Below are 15,826 nucleotides of genomic sequence, written 5' to 3'. Positions count from 1 at the left end.
CCCAAAAACGTGTTTCGGGGGTTGGGTTGTGATTGTGTCTTCAACGTTTTGGGACGCAACCAGCGACCTGTGTTAAAAGCGTTTGGTGCCGAGTGAAAACTATTTGGTGTTTTGTTGGCGGCGATATCTGTACACAGGGATGCGTTGGTGTCTATCGGTAACAAAACTGTTGGTAGCAGCCCAGGTAACCCCAGCAGCTAAAGTTATGATTGTTACGCTAATAGGTCCTACCGTCCACCAAAACTGGGGTGGGGTGACACGAAACGTTGAAAGAAGTACAAGGTCTCCTGAAAGGTTTCGTGTGACCTGTTCCAAAATGTTTATGGTGAGCCGTGTTACCGCTATAGCCCCTAGGGCCCCCAGGGATGCTACTAGCACACCTTCTGTTATGAACGGGGTCCGTATAGCTATGCGGGAAGCCCCAACGGAACGCATCACCGCAACTTCTTGGGCACGAGCAGCGACACTAGCTTTGGTAGCAGCCCACAACATTAGCACTGTGGTTATACCAACAATAGTGGCAATAGCTCCTAAGATAAACGAAACTAGTTTAGCGATGTTAAACACGGACTGTACCGCTGCTGAAGCGTAGGAAACGCTGTAAACCCCAGGCTGGGTTTTGAACGTTTCCCCTATTGTTTCGATATCTGTAAGAGTTGACCCTGCTTTAGGAGTTACTCGCCATGAGGTAGGTAAACTTTGTGGGGTGACCCCTTCTAAAAGTTCGGGGGAGTCGTGGAATAGTTGCCGGAACTCGGTGTAGGTCTCTTCAGTGTTAACATAGTAGAACCGTTCAACAAGCGGGTTTTGGGAAAGTTGCGCCCCAATGTCTGCCGCCACATCTTGAGTGACGTGAGGTTCCAAAAAAATGATTGTTTCAACACCGTCACGCCACCGGATAAGAGCATTGTTAACACCAGTTTGTACTAACACTGAAGTACCGATCAGTGTGGCGGTAACAAACACTGCTAGCATCACAGCAGAAGCTAACGGTAACGTTGCCTGCAAACCTTTTAACACAGGTGTAACATGGTAAGCTAACATGTTATGTAACAGCGAACGTTGCCCGGTTGTGTCCCCCACAACCTTGTTGTTGTTTTCAAGGGTTGGTGGGACAGAAAAAATTTGTTCTATCCGATCATGTTTGTTGTCTATCATGACAGTAGTTGGTGGTTGTTGAGTTGGTAACGGCCTCGGATGTCGTCCCTCACAATTGTTCCTTGGGATAGCTCAACTACCCGGCCAGGGGTTTGGTCCAAAAGGTCGGTGTTATGAGTAGCCATAACAACAGTGGTGCCTTTAGCAGCTATTTGGGCTAAAAGTTGGGTGACGCTACGGGAAGCGTCTGGGTCGAGGTTCCCGGTAGGTTCATCAGCTAACAACACAGCCGGGGCCACAGCTATTGCTCTAGCTATAGCAACTCGTTGTTTTTCACCGCCTGAAAGTTCGTGCGGGTAGCGGTGATGGTAGGAAGCTAACCCCACGAAAGCTAGTTGTTCTTCAACCCGATGGTTGATTTGGTGTTTTGGCCAACCTGCTGAGAACAACGCAAAACGTAGGTTGTCAGCAACGTTACGTTGATGTAGTAACGGATAGTTTTGGTGGATGACAGCTACGAGACGTCTCAGTTTAGGAAGCTGGCGGGGCCATAACATTCCCACATCTAACCCTGCCACGAACACTTGACCGCTGTCCGCTAACAACTCGCGGGAAAAAAGTTTTAGCAACGTGGTTTTACCCGACCCTGACGGGCCGATAAGGAACGTGAGAGAACCTTCCACAATATCTAAAGACAGGTCTTGTACGGCCGGTTTCGTTTCACTGTAAACTTTTGTTACGTTAACAAGTTGCAACACTCCTGCCACTGTTCAGTTTTTGGGTTTCTCGCATTCAACCAAAAACTGTGGGATCCCCAACCCAACCCGAGCACAGCAGCTGTGTAACAGCTGTGTTGTGGTTAGTGCCCCCAGCAGGGTTCGAACCTGCGACCGATTGATTAAAAGTCAACTGCTCTACCAACTGAGCTATAGGGGCTACATCACCAACCAATGGTGTGTTACAAGAGTGTCAGCTTTGCCGGTCGTGCCACACAGCTTTGCCGGTCTTGTCACACGGTACGGGTTCTGAACACTTTCCAAACTGGGGGGTTGTGTGAGGGGTGTTAGCTGTGGGTAGAGCTTCTCAAAAAGTGTTTAGCTGGGGTAGGTTGGTGTGGTTTAGGGGAATATTGCGTGTTGGAAGGCCATACCGTATTCCACGGTGACAGGTGTACCTAACCGGTTTTTTACTATGGTGGCTTCTACACGGCTACCGATCTGTTCAGCTGGTTGTTGAGGGTTGTAAAGCCCAGACATGTTTGATGTGGCTAGTTTTATTCTGATGGTGGTGTAATAGGCGGTCACGTTCCCACCTGTTGAACGTTCTGTTGCCCCAGGGTTTCGTAGCGTTGCACGGGTTTGGTTTGTTAACACAACGCTACACCCGCTAGTAGTTATAGTGTCAGCGACTTTTGTTAGGAACTGTTTCACAAACCGGGAATGTTCAACGTTGCGGGTAGGGTTCAACGCTGTCACAGAGTCTACTATGAGCAGGTCAAACGTTTTGGAGGTGAGCATGAATAGTGTTTGCTCAACAGCGTCTTCCCCACTGTCAGGTTGGGTTATGAGCAACGCTTTAGAGTCGAGGCCCAGGTTGTGGGCCAAACCCACCGGGAAACTGTGTTCTGTGTCTATATAGCCGACGTTACCGCCTAAACGTTGACAGTTTTGTGCTGCTGCTAAAGCTAGGGTGGTTTTACCACCGGCAGGTTCCCCAAAAAGTTCGACAATATGGTTGGTAGGGAAACCGCCGGTAACTAAAGCATCATCTAGGGCTGGTATCCCGGTCGGGATAGCTTCTAAACCTTGGCGGATAGTTTCGCCGGTTTGGGGTTTGTAGCTGGCTAGCGTCGCAGCTTTAAGTTCATCTAACAACAAGTTTTGGTGTTGCATAAACCTTCCTCCTAGAAATCAGCTGGGCCAACCAAAAAGTGTGGCCCCCTAGGAACACCACACACATGTCACGGCTGAGGTGGTTCTTTAGGGGTTATTGTTGTGTTAAGACAACACCTAACAACCTAGTGCTGTAGCTTGTTAGGTGTTTAGCGATGTGGTTAGTTTAACGGTTTTAGGTTACGGAACTCTGGTGCTATAGAAAACTGGTAGACCAGCCAGGATCGTGAATAGCCTGCGTTTAAAGATTTTAACCAGTGGGCTTTGCCACCTGGGTCGGGGTCACGTCCTAAAATGTTGTTGTAGATCCGTGTCACATAAGCATCGTTGCTGGTGTTTCGGTAATCTGATTTGAACTCGGCAGACTCTGCGAACAGGTCAGCTATTTTTTGTGGGGAAAGCCCGTTGAGTCGTGCTTGTACCCAATATGCTAACCCGTTCGTGTCAGGCGCCCGGTTAAAAAACGCTTGGTAAAGCCACACCATTTCAGCTTGGATAGCGTTAAACGTTGATTGTGGTGCTGTTGGGGTGGGGTCACCGTTTTGGATGAAACGGAACGTTACCCACAATGTGGAACCTCGATAAACAACCCCGATACCTACCTGGTTAAACTCGCCCAGCACGTTACGTTTATGGCCGGGAGAGTTCATAAACGCCACATGTAACGATCCGGGGGTCGCGCCACGACCAATGTTTTCACCAGCCCGCCGCCACTGCGGAGCGATCTTTGCTGTGTCTTGTGACAATGTTGTGGTGTGTTCCAAATAGCCCAGGTTGTCAGCCATATGCGCCGACCAGTTCCGGGCTTTGGTAGCGGCCCCTTCATGGAACACCAAACCTGGTAGTCCCGCAGCGAGCCGGTCACGGTTTAACAACCCTAAAAACTCTTGTTCCGCTGAATGTTCCGGCGATACTGGTACCGCCTCTACAGGTGATGTTGCAACTAGCGGGGCAACAACACCAAAAACCAGAAACACAACTAAAGTACGCCAACCCCAAAACTTGTTATCTTTAAACACCATTGGCCGGTAACCTTTCCACGATAAACAACCAGCAGATTTGTGACTGTTACCGTGTACCAACCATCACTAATCCCCACTAGGTTCGTGGTGTGTGTCACGTGTAGAAATACTGGCACTATCAACACTATGAACACTTCTGTGGCTAGTAGTAACACAAAATTTGTTGCGGATTCGGCTGCGAATATGACACGCACGTTGCGGGAAGCGTTAAGCAGGATCGATGGTGGTACCGAATTAGCGCGACAAGCACGGGCGCTTGGTCTTTGGACCACAGACGCTCACCGCAACATAGAACCCCGCCGCCCGTTCAAAACAGAACTAGGTAACTTAACACCGTTACAACTCTCAAACGAGTCAGGCTGGTGGGCAGCAGAAGGGGCCCGGATCATAGAAATGTTAGGGCTGTTAAACGCTTTGGCGGTAGCGTTAAAACATGACTATGAGGTAGTTAAAGCCCAAGCAAGAGTAACCGCCCGAAAAACCTGGTTACAGACACCGGTAGAGGAACGTACCAAAACGTTAACAAAACCAGAGATAGAAGACCTTGTTACTCTTGATCCTGGTGTTAGCGAAGTCCAACAGCAACTGTTGGTAGTGGAACAGCTTTTAGCGGTTGTTACCGCAGCGAGAGACGCCACCCAAAACTATAAAGAAACAATATCAAGAGAAATCACGTTGAAAACAACACAGATGACTACAGGACTCTACGGGTAACACGATGCTCCCACCAAAAAACCGGTGTCTAGCTGTGGTAGCGTCACTGTTTGTAATGTTGTTTGTTGCCGGGTGTGATGTAGGGCTACAAACCAGGCTAGTTGTAAACATTAACGAGCCGCCCTACTTTAACCACCAGTTGGTGTTGGAAACTTCTGGCGAAGCAACCGAAACGTTCAACAACCTAGAAACAATAGAAACTTTGACGGCCTTGTTTGTTGAACACGGATATCAACAAAACCAGCTGTCAGTCACTACCAGCGGGGACCGTTTCCGGTTTGTGGCCAACACACCCCCCAATGTGGTGCTCCCACCCTCTGGGTTGAGCGGTGTTGAACACGTTTTAGTTGAACCTGAAAAACGGCAGATAACGTTGGGACTGGTACCCCCAACACAGCTACAACAAAGCATCCTAGAAGCCGTAGAAACCTCAGATGTGTATGAACCAACAATCGTAGGGGAAACACTGGTAGCATCCATGCTATTAGAAGTGTCTGTTGAAACACCAGGACCACCAGCACAAATAGGGAACCCGAATGGGTTTGATGTTACCACCACAAAAAATGTGACGGTTGTGAAACGCCGGGTTGAGAACAATACCACGGGCGAGCTGACAATCATGTGGGACACCCCTACCACCACCTCGAAACCGTTTTGGGTAGTGTGGCTGTTTCTTGCGGTGCTAGTTGCCGCTGTTTTTGTTGACCGGCACCGAAAACACAACCAACGCTGGTCCCGTTGGACAACACCGCCACACAACAACTCTCCACGCTCCTAAACCAAACCAGCACAACCCCCAGGTTTATAATTAAAAAAACGGTTGAGGTTTAGAGACAAACACAAAAATATTGGTGTGTCACAAACCCCAACCGTTTCCAGACCGGTTTGGTTACGGTGCTGCTGTGAGCGCAACAGCAGCGTTGTTGTGGTGGGTGATGTTGGTGTTGTGCGCTTCTTGGAACGCTGGCGCCACCAAAAACACCCATAATACTATGGCTAGCACGGGAGCCAGGTTTAACCTGAACGTGCTAGCGTTTTTTCCGTCGGCTTTCACCGGACGGACAACGATTTTGGCGATGGTTACCATCACCAAAATCATTGCGGCCACCCAAACAGCTAGTTTGGTGACCGTAGCTGCCCCACCTACCCCTGCTACCAGGGCGACGGCAGCAGCACCCAAAACTAGGGTGCTGATAAGCCCTTGGCGGGCGGCCCCCCTGATTGGGGAGTTTAGTGGGGCTCGGCGGGCACCAATAAAACGGTGCCCCCGGTTCGCCCGGACCTGGTGCAGATGGACTTCAGCCCATCGGTCGTCGCGGGCTAGGGGGCCGATAGCCCACTTTTCGAACGCTTTCCCGGCGTTCGCTAGTGGGGTGATCAGCGCCCTAGTTTTTCCTGATGTTACCACCATCAGGAAAGATAGTGCTGCCGACACCATGATCGGTATCGGCACCGCCCAGGTAACAATGAATGCTGCCTGGGACCACCCGGTCGATGGGTGGTGGGTGTTTATCGCCCACCAGGCGACAAACACAAGGACGGGGCACAACACGCCCCAAATCAGGTAGGCTCCTAGGCCCGGATTCTTTGTTTCCATTTTGGTCTCCTTTGTTAAAAACCATCTTGTGCAACACGGTTTGTGTTGTTCTTAGGATGGTGTTCTTAAGGTGGTACTGTTGTTGCTTCGGGTTTGAACCCAAAACCGTGGGTAACAGAACAACGCGTTTGTGGTAACAACACCTGTGGTTTGTTGCGGACCACAGCTAGTGGTTTTTTGTGTTACCGGTTACACTATGTGTTGTGGCAAGCCCGAAAAGGGCACACCATGTTACCAAGGAGGCCAGATGTTAACTAACATGTTTATTTCAACAAAAACAACTGTGTGTTTAACACACCGCCCCACTGGTGCTAACAACCACCCGTTTGAGCGATGGTGGGCCTCATTGGTTTCATCGCCAGGTTCAACGGTTTCCTAAACCAGCAACAAAACCTTTACCACCCCACAAAAACGGGTATGGGGTTACACAACACAGTTTTTGTGTGACATGTTAAAAGCTGTTGCAGGTTTGTGACCCATTTTTGGAAGGTTCCGCTGAATGGTCGGCAACCGGTCTTGAAAACCGGGGTGAGTGAAAGCTTAGGGGTTCGATTCCTCAACCTTCCGCTGACACTAAAACATAGCCGTTAGGGTATGGTGTAATGGTAACATGACGGTCTCCAAAACCGTAGATCAGGGTTCGATTCCCTGTACCCTTGCCTAAAACATCACAACCTAGTTGTTTGCTAAAAACAGCACTCAACACACAATCGTTTTTTATGCCTGGGTAGCTCAGTTGGTAGAGCAGCCGCCTTGTAAGCGGCAGGTCACCGGTTCGAACCCGGTCCCAGGCTCCACTTTAGGAAAAAGTTAGCGTCCAACATGTCTAAAGCTGTTTCGGTGTGGAGGATGTTTGTAGGCGTCTGTGCTGGAATTGGTATACAGAGCGGACTTAAAATCCGTCGCCGGAAACGGTATGCGAGTTCGAGTCTCGCCAGACGCACCACAAAAGCAGCTGCGCTGTCATGTTGCCACCGTTTCATAAGGAGGTGTTCGTTGAGTGACACACCAACAACTAAAACCTCTGTAACCGGTTTTGAAAACCTGGTAGCGCTAAATGTGAAAGACACAAGTGTTGTGACCGGGATACCAGTGGCACGGCTAAAAATCTGGTTGGAATGGTTCCACTTCCAAAACCCTACCCCACCGAACCGGTCTGATATGCGACACACCAACCCTACTTTCGGGGTGGGGCAGCTTTGCCAGCTACGCAACACTGTTTTGCTACTCAACAACAATGTGTGTATCACACAAATTGTGGGTGTCAGCCAACAGTTAGGGATATGGTCTCAAACACAGCATAACTCTTCACCAAGATTCTTAGCTGTAACCCCAAACGGTGGTTTCTACACCCTCTCGGAAATACCAACACACACCACAAACCTGTTCATCATTGACCGCCAGGAAACCCTAGAGTGGGTAAAACACAGGCTACAAACCCTATATGACACTCCCCGGTCACCAAAAAACGTTGGGCAGGTAACCCCAGATCTCTACAACACCAACATAACAGTTTTTGCGGGTACCAGAACACCCGTTGCGGCTGTGCAACGCTACCTGTTGAGAGGGATACCGGCCAACGAAATTTTGGTTGCCTACCCACATTTACAACACAGCGACATAGAAACAGCTAAAACACATTTGATGGCATCTTTATTAAGCAACCCGGACCCACTGCTATAACCCCACACCACGCACTCCACAACAAAATATGTATTGTGGGTCGCAACAAAAGGTGTGTTTAACGGTTAGCGGTCATCCATAACATCCCGCTGTAGTTGGGGTCGTGGTTGTTATTGTTGGTATAAAGCTGCACCGTTTTGGGTTTCAAAGACGTGCTCGCACCTTGGTAGGGAGGGGCCGACACTAGCCGCGACCCGTTTTTGTTTAGCTGTTGACCTTGGAGCGCTTCCTAATGAGTTTTTCATCGCCTGGTTTCAATCAAACACCCCAACCAGGACACCCGCCTTCCTTTGGTGGGCCGCCACCAGCCCAAAACGTTCCCGAACAGGGACGTGCGGGTCGTCGCGTTAAAACAGCACCTGAAAAAAAGTCGAACTCGTTGTTAAAACTTGGGGTTATTTCGGCGTTAGGGACTGTAGCGCTGATTTTGTTGATTTTAACATCTGCAGAACCTTCTAAGACCTATGTGGTTAAAGCTGCGCAACAGCTTTCAACTCTTTCCAAAATAGATGACTCTATGTTAGAGGCAGTCCCTGTAGATGTTGAGGCTATAGAACCGAACACGTTTGTAGCTGACAACGCTGCTGATGCTTTATCGTTGGCGTTGGAAACTATAGAAGGCGCTTATCCCAACACGACAGTTTTTCTAGGCCAACAAATACGGGCCGATGCGTTCAGTTTTTATAGCAACCTTTCCGAAACGTTAGGGCCAGATGAACGTTTAGTGTCAGTAACAGCCCGTCCAGCTACAGCAATGCTAGGCAAACTAGGTATTGGTGACATTGTTGACATCGTCGCTACTGACCCTTCCAACAAACTATCCCAACTAGTAGTTTCAGGTGTTGAAATCGTTGATGTTACAATCAGCCCTCAAGGTTTAGACGCTGCTGCTAACCGTCAAGCTGGTGCTGATGGGTTGAACATGCAACCCGAAGAGTTGTTACCAACCACCCCAATGCCAGGCACCTATGTTTTGCGGGTACCAGTTGAACACGCTATGAACCTCATAGCATCTGACGCTTCCGCAACACTTTATTTTGTGTACCGAGGACCAGTTGTTGACAACATGGTCGAACTAGACCAAACCGGCGGAGCGCCAGGGTCGGTCCTAGAAGGGGACATCACAGACCTTAACAGTCCTGCCCAGTTTGGGACAGAACCAGCCGGTGACTAAACAAAACCGTCCTGTGACCCAAACACCACCAAAGGTTTAACGAATGACAGCACCAATACATATTATAGTAGCGGGCGCCGTAGGTGTAGCTAACGCCTTAACAGCGTCACAACTTTTCGAACAAGTCCACTACTGTGCATCAGGTGCAGATCTTAGAGACCTTATCGCAGCAGGGGTGTTTAACGGCAGAACAACCAGCGACCTTATAATCATCTTCGCTGACAATCTACCCGATGGTGGTTCAGGTTTTAGCGCTGAAGAACTCATCGGGCGGCTAACGGTAGCATCATGGAAAGTTGCTGTTATCGACAGTTCTGGTTTAGGGCGTAACATTGTTACCTCTCATCCCTCAGCCGGGCTGTTAACCCCACCATTTTCGTTAAACAACCTTTTAGGTGCTATCTCAGGTACCGGGATTGTTAACACAGAACCTGTAGATCAACCATGGGCTTGGGAACCAATCGAGCTGCACAACCCAGAACCTATAGTTACCTCTACACAACAACTCCACGAGTTGTTAACAGAACCTGCTCCTTGGGATAATCCCACCGCCCCAAACACAAACCAATGGGGCCAACCACCACAACCTGGCACCCCACAACCAACAAGTCCTCCAGAACCGGCATGGGCACCAGCTGTACCAACACCTACCACCCCATCTGCTTCATGGGACACATCCCCTCCCCAACAACCCTACACCCAACAGACCAACCCCTGGGGTGGGACAGGCACCCAAACCCCACCGTCGCCTAACACCCATCAAACCCTAGACACAGCTCAGACCCCAAACACCGCAGGTTTTAACAACGAAGCTGTAGAGGACTTTCCGACCAACACGTGGGGAACCTCACCCACGAAACAACATGATTGGGACGAAACACCACCGCCACCGTCCAACAGTTGGGGAACACCTGAACCTGCCCCCGTGTCTAACCGTTGGGAGGAACCTAACTTAGCGCCACAGGTTGTTGAACAGCCCAGCTGGACCCAAAGCCCTAGCCAACCAGAACCCACCCCGCCGCCGTCCAACAGTTGGGGAACACCCGAACCTGTCCCACCAACAAGCAGCTGGGGGGAAACCGTTCCACCTCAAAACACAAACCAGATGGTGCCCGCACCACAACCCGAAGGTAACACCGCCGGAAGCTGGGGTGTTACCCCAACCACAAATCCGGTTGTTTCTCCAAGTAACCAGTGGGAAACACAGCCTGTGGTCGCATCAGACCCTGACGTTTTGTGGGGAAATCCTAACAATCCGGCTCTACAAGAGGCACCAAACACAACACCAGGGCAGTGGAACAACACCGCAGCTGTGACATCCCACCCCGCAGGCAGCTACCAAAACAGTTTTCCTGCTACCACAGGTGGGCGTAAAGGGATAATGATCTCAGTAGCAGTACCTAAAGGTGGTGCTGGTAAATCAACCCTAGCGTTAAACCTGGGTGTATATTTAGGGTTAAGGACCCGTAACTTACACCGCACTGTTTGTATCATTGACGCTAACGTGCAGCAAGCCGACCTTGGTAAATATATTCACCAATACACACCAAGCATCGTGACGTTAGCCCGTCAAATGGACGATTTACAACACGATCGGATCAATAAACACCTGTTTCATTTAGCAGGGTTAAACACGTCGTTTCTGTTAGGCCCCCAATCTTCTGAAGAGTCTAACCCTCTTTGGATAACACCCCAGCTTTACACCCAGGTAGTAGACATTTTAAGAGGACTATACGACTACATCATAGTTGACACCCCAGTAGCTGAACCACACCACGAATTGTTTCGTGATTTCATTATTCCCTCCTCAGATTTTTTGATCGTACCTACAGCACCGAACTACACCACGATTGCTAACACAGATGACTGGTTACGTTGGATCACCTTACCAACCCCGGCTAATGGGGGAGGGTTCGACCCGGACCGTTTAGGTGTTGTTCTAAACCGGGCTGAGGAAGATATTGGTTGTTCTGAAGCCGAAGTACGAACCGAGCTGGCGCATTGGCGGTACTTAGGTCAAATACCAGAATCACGTGCTTTTAAACAAGCAGCTAACGCCGGGGAAATAGTCGCAACCCGTAACCTGCCAGACCTTTCATTAGCGTTTTCACAAGTGTTGTATGCAGCTACCGGCGAAGAAATTTTGAAAGAAGGGTTTGACCAGCCCACCAAATCAAAAAGTAGTTGGTGGCCGTTCAGGAAACAAAAATGAACAACGCTCGAAACTCGTCAAACCCACCAGAGCGGGGTGCGCTAAACACGTCACGTTTGATGGCCCGTCGAGCGATCCTTGACGACATCAGCCACACTCAAACCCCACAACCAACAGACATAGCCCACCAACCGCAAGTTTTGTTAGGTGACCCTGAACTTGACGCTACGATCCGTCGCTACCAAAGTGTGCAGCCACTATGGCCGGCTGTCTTAGCGTTACAAAGCCTTATAACTAGCAACGTTTCGCTACAAAATCTGGTAAAGACGTTTCGATTAACACGAAACAAACAACTTGACCACAACCAGCATCAACAGTTCAGAACAACTATTTTTCCTTTCATGTCAGCCCCTGAAAGCGGATTGCGGTCACTTTCAGGTGACCAAGCCGACCTTATTATCGACGTTGCTTATGATGAACTGGTCGGTATTTCTGTTTTAGGTCCCCTATGGCGTGACGATACCATCACAGAAATTATGGTTGATGCTTGGAACAAAGTACGAGTAGAACGTCACGGCAAACTTTTCGAAACACCGATTTCGTTTCGTGACCATGCGCATGGCTCCTATGTAGCCCGCCAACTCGCCGCGATGGTCGCAGACCGCAAACTGGCCCCATCGTTACCTGCAGTCACCGCTGACCTTGAAGGGGCTAGAGCCACGTTTGTGGTCGCGCCGATCGCTAAAAGCGGTTTAGCGTTCACAATCCGCAAGTTTATGCCGCTTCTCAACATGGAAGCGTTGCTAGCCACCTCAGCTATGAGCCCTGAAATGCGACAGTTTTTAGCAGATGCTGTCCATTCTAGAGCCACCGTTTTAGTTTCAGGGGGAACAGGCACTGGAAAAACAACGATGATTAACGCTCTTAGCGAGTCAATACCGAACACCGAACGTGTTGTATCAATCGAAGATTCCTATGAGTTACAGCTAGCTAACACCCATTGGGTACCGTTACAAACAAAAGAAGCCGCTTCTGCGGATGACCAGGTAAGAGTTTCAATGGCAGACCTGCTAGTAGTTACCTTACGGATGCGCCCAGATCGTGTCATTGTTGGTGAAATACGTGAAGCTAACGCCGCGGCGGTCATGTTACAAGCTGCTAACACCGGGCATGACGGGACCATGACCACCATACATGCCAGCTCACCTGACCAGGCCTTGTTTCGTTTAGCTGGTTGGGCACGAGCCTCCGGCGGTCTAGACCCTGCTTTAGCAGCCTATGAGGTCGCTACAGCTATAGATGTGGTAGTCCAAGTTGAACGTTCCGCTACACACCGGTTCATTTCCCATATAACAGAAGTAGATACCCGGTTTGTGAGCAACGGACAAATCATCTCCAACCCCCTATTTACCGGGAAAATGAGCAACAACCCCGACCATGCGGTGCCTGTGTTTACACAGGTAGGGATTCCAGGTGGCGACACTACCAACAACCCTACCCAGCTGGCGTTAAAACTAAGCCGGTATGGACGTTTAGAACGTTGGAGGCGTTAAATGCTGAACCTTTTAGCTGCTGTGTTAGGCGGCGCCGCTGCGTTCTTTGGGGTGCTTTGGGTTAACAGTGTTAAAGAAACACGCCTGTTAACAACGTTGGAACGGCGACGCTTACAAATAGAAGCAGAAAACGCTCGCCGAGAAAAAGCAGCCACATCCAACAAAGCTAAACTGGAACGAAAACTAGGAGAACTTGGCTGGTTTGGGGACCTTTACCCCGTCATAGTCGGCGCAGGTTTAGTGTACATGGGTTTAGCAACCGGTCTAACCCTAGCCGGGCTACCCACACTTTTAGCGATCTTAGTTGGGATCCCAACATCATTAGCAGCCGCTTTCGCGGTTTCTTCTGTTCTAAAAACCAGAAGACAAGAATCGTTCAACACCCAACTAGTAACAGTTCTTGACATGTTAGCTACCCAAATGAAAAGCGGCAGCTCACCCCCAGTAGCGTTACGTGCAGTGCTGCCAGTCACCGCAGAACCATTACATTCAGAACTTTCCAATGCGTTATCCCAACACCGTGCAGGGATGCCGCTACCAGAAGCTATAGAAGGTATCGCTAAACGATACCCCGGTAAAGCTATAAGTCTTTTAGCTGCTGCTCTAGCAATCGAAGCTGAACAGGGCGGTTCTCTAGCCCCCGCTCTAGAAGCCGCCGCACAAAGTATCCGCTACGACAACGAACTTTCAGCTGAAGCCTTAGCAGAAGTCGCTGAAGCAAAATTTCAAGGTTACGCCATCATAGCTGTGATCGCCGGTATAGCGTTCATCCTGTTTAACAAAGGTGGCGGGCTAGACCAGCTGTCACGCCCTGTACCGCTCATCGGGCTTTCTATCGGGGTAGCTAACTATCTCTTAGGCGTGTTTCGGATGTTGCGCGTGTTATCAAAAGCAAAAAGGTTAACAGTCTAGGAACTCAAAACATGCCAGCACTAATAACAACCATAGCTATAACACTCTTCGGGTTAATCACCTGGACCTTGGTACGTTCCCGTACCGAATCCGACGATCAAGAAGCCCAAAACCTGATCGACCACAAATTTGAAACAGCGGCCGCTACCAGCCAATCGTTGTTTGACAAACCCTTACTTGTCGCTGCTCGCCCCATAGCTAAACTCACACCCATCCAAAACGCTGGCCAAAACCCGGCCTGGCGTACCCTGTCCACCAAAGTTGCTATGTCCCAACTCTATGGTGGTTCAATAGAGGTGTATATAGCAGTACAGCTCCTAGCCACCGTGCTAGGTTTCATAGCGTTAAGTTACACCTTGTTTGTTGTTACAGGTCTGTGGCCTAAAGCCTTTGGTGTGATGGTAGCGTTTCTAGCGGTCGTGTTACCTTATGAACGGATCCGTACCTCAGCACAAGCCCGTGCCGATGAGGTGACTAGAGCCTTACCAGGCTTTATAGAGCTGTTACAAATGCCTTTAATAACCGGGCAAGGCATACAAAGAGCGTTAGAGTTCACCGCGGTACGAGACACCAGTATTGTAGGGCGTGAAACGTTAGGTTTGCTAGAACTTTTACGAGCTCGTGCCCTACCAGAACGAGAAGCGTATCAACAGATCGGGGCACGTCTTGGAACCCCAGAAGCCGCCGCGTTTTTTAACTCGTTAGGACAAGCAGCGGTTGAAGGTACAGAAGTGGTCCACACGATCGCTCAGCAATCCGAAGCGATCCGAAAAAAGTCGTATGAACTAGCACGAGCACAAATGAAACGGTTACCTCTCACCTTGGTCGGTATCCAAGTAGCACATTTCATTCCTTTGCTACTCATTTCTGCGATGATACCTCTCATCGAAAGTCTTAACACGCTTTAACAGCATCAACAGTTGTGTGAACAGCAACAGACACAAAGGTTTAACTAACACAACAAGAAAGAAACAACTTCGTCATGAAACGGTTCTGGAACCACAAAAAACGTTTGAACAACCGCCGCCGGGGAGCGGTGCTATTAGAGTTCGTTTTTGTGTTGCCGTTGTTTTTCTTTTTCGTGTTACTAATCCTAGATTTGAGCCGTGTCATGTTAGCAACAGGCGCCGCTCAAGAAGCTGCTTATCGTAGCGCCCGCGCTGGGGCAGTTTATGGTGGCGCACAAAACCGTTCAGAACCAGCATTCCAACAAGCATTAGGAGAAGTTCCAGGTGGGGGCGCAATAACAAACCCGGTGTTGTCTGTCCGACGCGGAAACCTATGTACTGTCTCTGACCCGTTTGTAGTGGTTGATGTTAACTATCAAATCAAATTCATGACCCCTGGTTTAGGACAACTTGTAAAAGGTGCAGCGTCAAGTTGGGGTGATGGTTACCAGATGAACGCTGTAGGGGTGTCACGTTGTGAAGTAGCGGTACGGTAATGCCTAAAAACCGTGGTGTAACGCTACCTAACACCCCGAAACGTGGGGCTGTGCTTCTTTTGTTTGTGATGTTCGCTTTTCCGATAATCTGGTTTGCTGGCACACTAGCTGTTGATGTGACACACATTTTAGTAGCGCAAAGACAAGCCGCGGCTCTAGCTGAATCAGGAGCGGTGGCTGGGGCTACCTCATGGGACAACTCGGGAACAGTACGTTTAGATGTAGCTAAAGCTACGTCGGTGGCGTTAGAAACAGTGACTTTATCAAAACAATATGGTGCTGCCGCCCAAGTAAAACTTACCAACACCGCTGTTTCGGTGTCGAACTCTCCAACGAGCCCAACAGTAGAAGTAACTGTGTCATACAATGTTGACAACCTCGTGTTTTTACCTGTTGTAGACCGGTTGTTAAACACACGCAACGTTCAAGGTAGTGTGACAAGGGCGGCTAATGTTTGTGTTCCTGGTGTTAACACCCACACCTATTCAGGTATATGTGAACGTCCTTAACGTTTTGTTGTGGGGCTAACCGTTCGAACCTTTCACCCAACCCTTTCTTTAGAAAAAAAGTGGGCTTAACCATCAA

At 49.5% G+C, this 15,826-nt stretch carries 15 protein-coding genes and 5 tRNA genes; 14 read left to right on the top strand and 6 right to left on the bottom strand.

Annotated features, from left to right (window positions below; translation table 11 throughout):
• Positions 1-99 precede the first annotated feature (99 nt).
• From WC184_11430 to WC184_11410, 5 genes are all read right to left on the bottom strand, one after another.
• Positions 100-975 (bottom strand): permease-like cell division protein FtsX, encoded by an 876-nt coding sequence (locus WC184_11430; protein MFA7478479.1) that lies wholly within the window; start codon positions 973-975, stop codon positions 100-102.
• Between the two features lie 179 nt (positions 976-1,154).
• On the bottom strand, positions 1,155-1,856 hold the full coding sequence (locus WC184_11425) for an ATP-binding cassette domain-containing protein (GenBank protein ID MFA7478478.1): 702 nt from the start codon (positions 1,854-1,856) through the stop codon (positions 1,155-1,157).
• A 105-nt stretch (positions 1,857-1,961) separates the two neighbouring features.
• Positions 1,962-2,034, bottom strand: a tRNA-Lys gene (locus tag WC184_11420).
• A 182-nt stretch (positions 2,035-2,216) separates the two neighbouring features.
• A complete protein-coding gene (locus WC184_11415) occupies positions 2,217-2,990 on the bottom strand; it encodes an ATPase domain-containing protein (GenBank protein ID MFA7478477.1) in 774 nt (257 codons plus the stop codon).
• A 161-nt stretch (positions 2,991-3,151) separates the two neighbouring features.
• The gene (locus tag WC184_11410) at positions 3,152-4,012 is read right to left on the bottom strand and encodes a DUF4214 domain-containing protein (GenBank protein ID MFA7478476.1); all 861 of its coding nucleotides are present in this window, start codon (positions 4,010-4,012) and stop codon (positions 3,152-3,154) included.
• Positions 4,013-4,138: 126 nt separating this feature from the next.
• On the opposite strand from WC184_11410, the gene WC184_11405 reads away from it, so the two are divergent.
• Together WC184_11405 and WC184_11400 are read left to right on the top strand one after the other, a co-directional pair.
• Positions 4,139-4,726: a hypothetical protein gene (locus tag WC184_11405; GenBank protein MFA7478475.1), complete on the top strand. Its 588-nt coding sequence runs from the start codon at positions 4,139-4,141 to the stop codon at positions 4,724-4,726.
• A gap of 142 nt (positions 4,727-4,868) precedes the next feature.
• Complete coding sequence (locus WC184_11400; GenBank protein MFA7478474.1) at positions 4,869-5,504, top strand: hypothetical protein; 636 nt, start codon at positions 4,869-4,871, stop codon at positions 5,502-5,504.
• A gap of 111 nt (positions 5,505-5,615) precedes the next feature.
• Here WC184_11400 and WC184_11395 read toward each other — a convergent pair whose 3' ends face one another.
• A complete protein-coding gene (locus WC184_11395) occupies positions 5,616-6,323 on the bottom strand; it encodes a hypothetical protein (GenBank protein MFA7478473.1) in 708 nt (235 codons plus the stop codon).
• 484 nt (positions 6,324-6,807) lie between these two features.
• Between WC184_11395 and WC184_11390 the strand changes: the two genes are divergently transcribed.
• From WC184_11390 to WC184_11335, 12 genes are all read left to right on the top strand, one after another.
• Positions 6,808-6,890, top strand: a tRNA-OTHER gene (locus tag WC184_11390).
• A gap of 22 nt (positions 6,891-6,912) precedes the next feature.
• Positions 6,913-6,982: transfer RNA gene (locus tag WC184_11385), tRNA-Trp, on the top strand.
• A gap of 62 nt (positions 6,983-7,044) precedes the next feature.
• Positions 7,045-7,120: transfer RNA gene (locus WC184_11380), tRNA-Thr, on the top strand.
• Between the two features lie 62 nt (positions 7,121-7,182).
• Positions 7,183-7,269, top strand: a tRNA-Leu gene (locus tag WC184_11375).
• A 50-nt stretch (positions 7,270-7,319) separates the two neighbouring features.
• Positions 7,320-8,006 carry a DUF433 domain-containing protein gene (locus WC184_11370; protein ID MFA7478472.1) on the top strand — a complete coding sequence of 229 codons (687 nt, stop codon included), beginning with the start codon at positions 7,320-7,322 and terminating at the stop codon, positions 8,004-8,006.
• 232 nt (positions 8,007-8,238) lie between these two features.
• Positions 8,239-9,180, top strand: a complete 942-nt coding sequence (locus WC184_11365; GenBank protein ID MFA7478471.1) for an RcpC/CpaB family pilus assembly protein — start codon at positions 8,239-8,241, stop codon at positions 9,178-9,180.
• A 43-nt stretch (positions 9,181-9,223) separates the two neighbouring features.
• Positions 9,224-11,392, top strand: a complete 2,169-nt coding sequence (locus tag WC184_11360; GenBank protein ID MFA7478470.1) for an AAA family ATPase — start codon at positions 9,224-9,226, stop codon at positions 11,390-11,392.
• The gene (locus WC184_11355) at positions 11,389-12,885 is read left to right on the top strand and encodes an ATPase, T2SS/T4P/T4SS family (GenBank protein MFA7478469.1); all 1,497 of its coding nucleotides are present in this window, start codon (positions 11,389-11,391) and stop codon (positions 12,883-12,885) included. Before WC184_11360 ends, WC184_11355 begins: the two co-directional genes overlap by 4 nt.
• The gene (locus WC184_11350; protein MFA7478468.1) at positions 12,886-13,797 is read left to right on the top strand and encodes a type II secretion system F family protein; all 912 of its coding nucleotides are present in this window, start codon (positions 12,886-12,888) and stop codon (positions 13,795-13,797) included.
• An 11-nt stretch (positions 13,798-13,808) separates the two neighbouring features.
• Entirely contained in the window at positions 13,809-14,705 is an 897-nt protein-coding gene (locus WC184_11345) for a hypothetical protein (GenBank protein MFA7478467.1), read from the top strand.
• Positions 14,706-14,779: 74 nt separating this feature from the next.
• A complete protein-coding gene (locus WC184_11340) occupies positions 14,780-15,241 on the top strand; it encodes a TadE/TadG family type IV pilus assembly protein (protein MFA7478466.1) in 462 nt (153 codons plus the stop codon).
• Positions 15,241-15,750: a Tad domain-containing protein gene (locus WC184_11335; protein ID MFA7478465.1), complete on the top strand. Its 510-nt coding sequence runs from the start codon at positions 15,241-15,243 to the stop codon at positions 15,748-15,750. The genes WC184_11340 and WC184_11335 overlap by 1 nt, the downstream gene beginning before the upstream one ends.
• The last annotated feature ends 76 nt before the right edge of the window (positions 15,751-15,826 follow it).

The sequence above is a fragment of the Acidimicrobiia bacterium genome (assembly GCA_041676705.1).
Classification (GTDB): Bacteria; Actinomycetota; Acidimicrobiia; order Acidimicrobiales; family SKKL01; genus Actinomarinicola.
Note: the sequence above shows the minus strand (reverse complement) of the source record. Positions and strands in the feature narration are given on the sequence as shown.

Coding starts and splice junctions, on each gene's coding strand:
- WC184_11345 (MFA7478467.1), top strand. CDS start 13,809: ATGCCAGCACTAATAACAACCATAGCTATAACACTCTTCGGGTTAATC.
- WC184_11415 (MFA7478477.1), bottom strand. CDS start 2,990: ATGCAACACCAAAACTTGTTGTTAGATGAACTTAAAGCTGCGACGCTA.
- WC184_11405 (MFA7478475.1), top strand. CDS start 4,139: ATGAACACTTCTGTGGCTAGTAGTAACACAAAATTTGTTGCGGATTCG.
- WC184_11360 (MFA7478470.1), top strand. CDS start 9,224: ATGACAGCACCAATACATATTATAGTAGCGGGCGCCGTAGGTGTAGCT.
- WC184_11395 (MFA7478473.1), bottom strand. CDS start 6,323: ATGGAAACAAAGAATCCGGGCCTAGGAGCCTACCTGATTTGGGGCGTG.
- WC184_11340 (MFA7478466.1), top strand. CDS start 14,780: ATGAAACGGTTCTGGAACCACAAAAAACGTTTGAACAACCGCCGCCGG.
- WC184_11350 (MFA7478468.1), top strand. CDS start 12,886: ATGCTGAACCTTTTAGCTGCTGTGTTAGGCGGCGCCGCTGCGTTCTTT.
- WC184_11365 (MFA7478471.1), top strand. CDS start 8,239: ATGAGTTTTTCATCGCCTGGTTTCAATCAAACACCCCAACCAGGACAC.
- WC184_11335 (MFA7478465.1), top strand. CDS start 15,241: ATGCCTAAAAACCGTGGTGTAACGCTACCTAACACCCCGAAACGTGGG.
- WC184_11355 (MFA7478469.1), top strand. CDS start 11,389: ATGAACAACGCTCGAAACTCGTCAAACCCACCAGAGCGGGGTGCGCTA.
- WC184_11430 (MFA7478479.1), bottom strand. CDS start 975: ATGCTAGCAGTGTTTGTTACCGCCACACTGATCGGTACTTCAGTGTTA.
- WC184_11410 (MFA7478476.1), bottom strand. CDS start 4,012: ATGGTGTTTAAAGATAACAAGTTTTGGGGTTGGCGTACTTTAGTTGTG.